Genomic DNA, 5,647 nt, shown 5'->3' with positions numbered 1-5,647 from the left:
CATCGCCGACGTGCTCGCGCGCGTCGGCCTCGCCGAGCGCCGCGCCGACCGCGTGCGCGAGCTCTCCGGCGGCAACCGGCGCAAGGTGGAGCTGGCGCGTGCGCTGCTGCACCGGCCGGCGGTGCTGCTGATGGACGAGGCCACCGTCGGCCTCGACCCGGCGTCGCGCCGCCACCTGCTCGACGAGGTGCTGGCGCTGCGTGCCGCGGGTGTCGGCGTGCTGTGGGCCACCCATCTGGTCGATGAGGCCGAGGCCGCCGACCGCGTGCTGGTGCTGCATCGAGGCGAGCTGCTCGCAGCCTACGCGCCTGCCGCCCTGACCGCCGCCGCGCACTGCGCCAGCCTGTCGGAGGCCTTCCTGAAGCTCACCGGCACGCCGCAGGCGGCTGATCGCGAATGATTTCGACAACCGGCATCCCGCCGCACCAGACCGCAGCGAACTCCCCGCGCGGCCACGACAACAAGGAGATGACCCGCATGACCCCACCGAAGACCCCGATCCGCGCACTCGCCGCAGCCCTGTGTCTCGGCCTGTGTGCCGGCGCCGCGCTCGCCAGGGACACCGGCTACCTGTTCGTCAGCAGCGAGAACGACAACGCGGTGACCGTGCTCGACGGCAAGAGCTTCCAGGTCGTCAAGACCATCGCCACCGGCGAGCGCCCGCGCGACATGAAGCTGTCGGCCGACCGCAGCCAGGTCTTCGTGATCGCCAGCAACAGCGAACGCGTGGACGTGATCGACATCGCCAGGCTGGAGGTCGTGCGCAGCATCGACGTCGGCGAGGACCCGGAGATGTTCGCCTTCGGCAAGGACGGCAGCCGCCTCTACGTCTCCAACGAGGAAGACGCCCAGGTCTCGGTGATCGACGTGGCCGCCAACAAGGTGCTGGCGAGGATCGAGGTGGGCGAGGAGCCCGAGGGCGTGCTCGTCGGCAAGGACGGCAGCCGGCTCTACGTCACCTCGGAGGTGGCCAACATGGTCCATGTGATCGACACCGCCAGCAACGCGATCCTCGCCAACGTGGTGGTCGGCAACCGTCCGCGCCGCTTCGCCGACACGCCGGACGGCGGCGAGGTGTGGGTCACCAACGAACTCGGCGCCTCGGTGACCGTGCTCGACGCGAAGACCAACGTGGTGAAGGAGACCGTGAGCTTCGCGCCCAAGGGCTTTCGCAGCGACGACGTGACCCCGGTCGGCATCGCCATGACGCGCGACGGCAGGACCGCCTATGTGACCCTGGGGCGCGCCAACCACGTCGCGGTGGTCGACGTCGCCACCCGCAAGGTGCGCGACTACGTGCTGGTGGGCAATCGCGCCTGGGGCGCGACGCTGAACCGCGACGAATCGATGCTGGTGGTGGTCAATGGCCTGTCGGACGACATCTCGCTGGTCGACACCAGGACCAACAAGGTGCTGCGCTCGGTCCCGGTCGGCCGCGTGCCGCACACCGCGGTGATCGACGATTGAGGCCCAGGCCCCCCACAATCGCGACTCGCGTCGCTCCTACAAGAACGCTTGGCGCCCGGGCTGGCACCCTGTAGGAGCGACGCAAGTCGCGATCAAGGCGGTGCAGGAAGCGCAGCGCGGGCTGGGACGCTGCAATCGCGACTCGCGTCGCTCCTACGAGAACCCCGGGCGCCCGGGACGGCATCGTGTAGGAGCGACGCAAGTCGCGATCAAGGCGGTGCAGGAAGCGCAGCGCGGACTGGATGGCTGCAATCGCGACTCGCGTCGCTCCTACGAGAACCCCGGGCGCCCGGGATGCCACCGTGTAGGAGCGACGCAAGTCGCGATCAAGGCGGTGCAGGAAGCGCGGCGCGGGCTGGAGGGCTGCAATCGCGACTCGCGTCGCTCCTACGAGAACCCCGGGCGCCCGGGGTGGCACCGTGCAGGAGCGACGCAAGTCGCGATCAAGGCGGTGCAGGAAGCGCGGCGTGGACTGTGACGAACGGTGCGGATCCGGGGTTGTGATGCTCGAACGATCGATGGGGTGTTCCAGATGATGATTTTCCGTGCGCTGACGCAATTCGCCCTGGCGGCCTCGCTGCTGTTCTTCGCGCTCGCCGCCGGGGCGGCGGAGGTGATCCGCTTCGGCTATCTCGAGCTCGCCGACGATCCGCGCTACGACGAGCGCAAGGCCTTCTTCCGTACCTTGTCGCGCCCGCTCGGTGCGCCCTTCGCCGGTGCCGAGGTGGCCTTGCGCGAGTCGCGCTTCGTCGGCCAGGCGATCGGGGTGAGCTTCGAGCTCGTGCGCGCGCGCGGTGCCGACGCGCGCGCGCTGGTGGCCGAGCTCGACAAGCTGCACGCCGAGGGCGTGCGTCACTTCCTGATCGACGCCCCGGGCAAGGTGGTGGCCGAAGTCGCCGCCGCCACGCGCGGCCGCGAATTGCTGCTGTTCAACGTCTCGGCGCCGGACGACGCGCTGCGCCAGGCGCAGTGCCAGGCCCACCTCTACCACACGATCCCCAACCACGGCATGCAGACCGACGCGCTCGCGCAGTTCCTGGTGGCGAAGAAGTGGCGCAAGGTGCTGCTGCTGCAGGGGCCGCGCGACGACGACAGGCTGATCGGCGCCGCCTTCGAGAACTCCGCGCGCCGGCTCGGCTTGAAGATCGTCGACAAGAAGGACTTCGTGCTCGGCAACGACCCGCGCCAGCGCGAGCTCGGCAACGTCGGCCTGCTCACCGCGGGCGACGACCACGACGTCGTCTTCGTCGCCGACAGCGACGGCGAGTTCGCGCGCAGCGTGCCCTACGACACCGTGCGCCCGCGCCCGGTGGTGGGCGCCGAGGGGCTGGTCGCCGAGGCCTGGCACTGGGCCTGGTCGCGCCACGGCGCGCCGCAGCTCGTCAGCCGCTTCGACAAGCAGGCGGGGCGCCACATGGGCAGTGCCGACTGGGCCGCCTGGGTGGCGGTGAAGGCGGTGGTCGAGGCCGTGGTGCGCACCGGCAACGCGCCCTTCGACAAGCGGGTCGCCTACCTCGGCGGCGAGGAGATCACCATCGACGGCTTCAAGGGCAACCGCCTGTACTTCCGCGACTGGGACCGCCAGCTGCGCCAGCCGCTGCTGCTCGCCACGCACAACGCGGTGATCGAGCGCGCCCCCATCCAGGGCTTCCTCCACCAGACCAACAACCTGGACACGCTCGGCTTCGACCGCCGCGACAGTCGCTGCAAGCCCTGAGCCCGACCGGATCATGAACCTGCCTTCGCCCACCCCGTCCGCTTCGCGAGGATTCCGATGAGACCTGCCCACGCCCTGCTCGCGCTGCAGGCGGTCGCCAGCCGCGAGCTCGCCAAGTTCGTCCGCCAGGGCGGGCGCCTGGCCTCGGCGCTGGTGCGGCCGCTGCTGTGGCTGGTGGTGTTCGCCGCCGGCTTCCAGAACGTGTTCGGGGTGTCGATCATCCCGCCCTACGACACCTACATCCCCTACCAGACCTACATCGTGCCCGGCCTGCTCGGCATGGTGCTGCTGTTCAACGGCATGCAGTCCTCGCTGGCGATGGTCTATGACCGCGAGATGGGCATGATGCGCCTGCTGCTCACCGCGCCGCTGCCGCGCGGCTACCTGCTGCTGTGCAAGCTGCTCGCCGGCACGCTGCTGTCGGTGCTGCAGGCCTACGTCTTCCTCGCCGTCGCGGCGCTGTTCGACGTCGGCGTGCCGTGGTCGGGCTGGCTGTACGCGCTGCCGGTGCTGGTGCTGGCCGGCATGATGCTGGGCGCGCTCGGCCTGCTGCTGTCGGTGAACATCCGCCAGCTGGAGAACTTCGCGGGCACGATGAACTTCGTCATCTTCCCGATGTTCTTCCTGTCGCCGGCTTTGTATCCGCTATGGAAGCTGGAGGAGTCGGGCGCCACCGTCATCCACTTCCTCGCCACCTGGAACCCCTTCACCCACGCGGTCGAGGCGATCCGTTTCGCGCTCCACGGCCAGCTCGCCGTGGGCTCGCTGGCGATCGTCGTCGGCTGCCTCGCGGCCTTCTTCCTGCTCGCCGCCTGGGGCTACGACCCGCAGCGCGGCCTGCTGCGGCGCACCGGCAAGCCGGGCTGAGCGCTCGCCGGGGCAGGGGGCGGGCCGCGGGATACAATCCGCGGCCCGTTTCGTCCTGTCTCGCCCATGTCCGCTCCGCCCGCCGTCCCACCGCTCGACCCCGCCTGCTTCGCGCTGCTCGACGACTGCCATGCCACCGGCGCTTCGCCGTCCAGCCGCCTTTATCGTGGCCTGGTGCGCGCGCATCGCTGCGCGGACCCGTCCGCGCTGGAGGCGACGTGGGCCGCGGTGGACGCCGACCTGCGCGCCGGCCTGCACGCGGTGGTGCTGGCTGATTACGAGTGGGGCGTGCGGCTGAATGGCGTCGGGCAGGAGGACGTCGGGCGGGAGAGTAGGGCGCCGAAGGCTTGCGGCCGCTTGGCCGTGCTGATGTTCGCCACGCTGCAGCACCTTTCGGCCGTCGCGGTCGAGGCCTGGCTGGCGGCGGCCGAGGCCGGCGGGACTGAGACGGGCAAGCTCGAGGTGCGTGAGGCGCAACGCCAGCGCCGGCCTGCGATCGGCACATCGGCGACAGCGCCCGATCCCGATCCCGACACCGGTCCGGCTCCCGCCGGCGTGCTCGGCCTGCGCGCCTCGGTCGATCGCGCAGCCTTCGAGGACGCGATCGCGCGCATCCACGCCGCCATCGCCGAGGGCGAGACCTACCAGGTCAACTACAGCTACCGCCTGGATTTCGACACCTTCGGCTCGCCGCTCGCGCTCTACCGCCGCCTGCGTGCGCGCCAGCCGGTGGCCTTCGGCGCGCTGATCCGCCTGCCCGCCGACGCCGACGAGGGCGGCCCGGACTGGGTGCTGTCGTGCTCGCCGGAGCTCTTCCTGCGCCACCACGACGGCGTGCTGCAGGCGCGCCCGATGAAGGGCACTGCGGCGCGCAGCGGCGACGACGCGGCCGATGCGCTCGCCGCGCGCAGGCTCGCGGCCGACGCCAAGAACCGCGCCGAAAACCTCATGATCGTCGACCTGCTGCGCAACGACCTCGGCCGCGTCGTGACCACCGGCAGCGTGCGCGTGCCGGCGCTGTTCGAGGTCGAGCGCTACCCGACCGTGCTGCAGATGACCTCCACGGTCGAGGCCGAGCTGTCCGACGCCACCGAATTTCCCGCGCTGCTGCGCGCGCTGTTTCCCTGCGGCTCGATCACCGGCGCGCCCAAGCACCGCACGATGCAGCTCATCGACGGCCTCGAGAGCACGCCGCGCGGCCTCTACACCGGCAGCCTCGGCTGGATCGACGCACCGCCAGCGGGGCGCGCCTGCGGCGACTTCTGCCTGTCGGTGGCGATCCGCACGCTGACGCTGACCGCGGCAGGGGCCGCTGGTGCCGCGACGCTCGCGGGGCCGCTCCACCGCGGGCGCATGGGCGTGGGCGCAGGCATCGTGATCGACAGCCGTGCCGCCGACGAGTACGCGGAGTGCCGGCTCAAGGCGCACTTCCTCACCGCGCTCGACCCGGGCTTCGCGCTCTTCGAGACGATGTATGCGACCCGCGAGGCGGGCGTGCGCAATCTCCAGCGCCACCTCGCCCGCCTCGAAGCCAGCGCCGCCGCGCTGGACTTCGCCTTCCCGCGCGCGGCGATCGCGACCGAACTCGCCCGCCAG

At 71.1% G+C, this 5,647-nt stretch carries 5 protein-coding genes; all 5 read left to right on the top strand.

The window, feature by feature from the left end; translation table 11 throughout:
• Positions 1-400, top strand: a 400-nt coding sequence (locus C665_RS18055; RefSeq protein WP_004325651.1) for an ATP-binding cassette domain-containing protein, incomplete at its 5' end; no start/stop codon positions are given.
• Between the two features lie 77 nt (positions 401-477).
• A complete protein-coding gene (locus C665_RS18050; protein WP_040829624.1) occupies positions 478-1,467 on the top strand; it encodes a PQQ-dependent catabolism-associated beta-propeller protein in 990 nt (329 codons plus the stop codon).
• Positions 1,468-1,999: 532 nt separating this feature from the next.
• Entirely contained in the window at positions 2,000-3,184 is a 1,185-nt protein-coding gene (locus tag C665_RS18045) for a lanthanide ABC transporter ABC transporter substrate-binding protein PedA1 (protein WP_040829622.1), read from the top strand.
• A 57-nt stretch (positions 3,185-3,241) separates the two neighbouring features.
• On the top strand, positions 3,242-4,051 hold the full coding sequence (locus C665_RS18040; RefSeq protein WP_004325646.1) for a lanthanide ABC transporter permease protein PedC: 810 nt from the start codon (positions 3,242-3,244) through the stop codon (positions 4,049-4,051).
• Between the two features lie 66 nt (positions 4,052-4,117).
• A partial coding sequence (locus tag C665_RS18035) for a chorismate-binding protein (protein WP_004325644.1) occupies positions 4,118-5,647 on the top strand: 1,530 nt, incomplete at its 3' end.

This window comes from Thauera aminoaromatica S2 (assembly GCF_000310185.1).
Taxonomy (GTDB): domain Bacteria; phylum Pseudomonadota; class Gammaproteobacteria; order Burkholderiales; family Rhodocyclaceae; genus Thauera; species Thauera aminoaromatica.
Note: the sequence above shows the minus strand (reverse complement) of the source record. Positions and strands in the feature narration are given on the sequence as shown.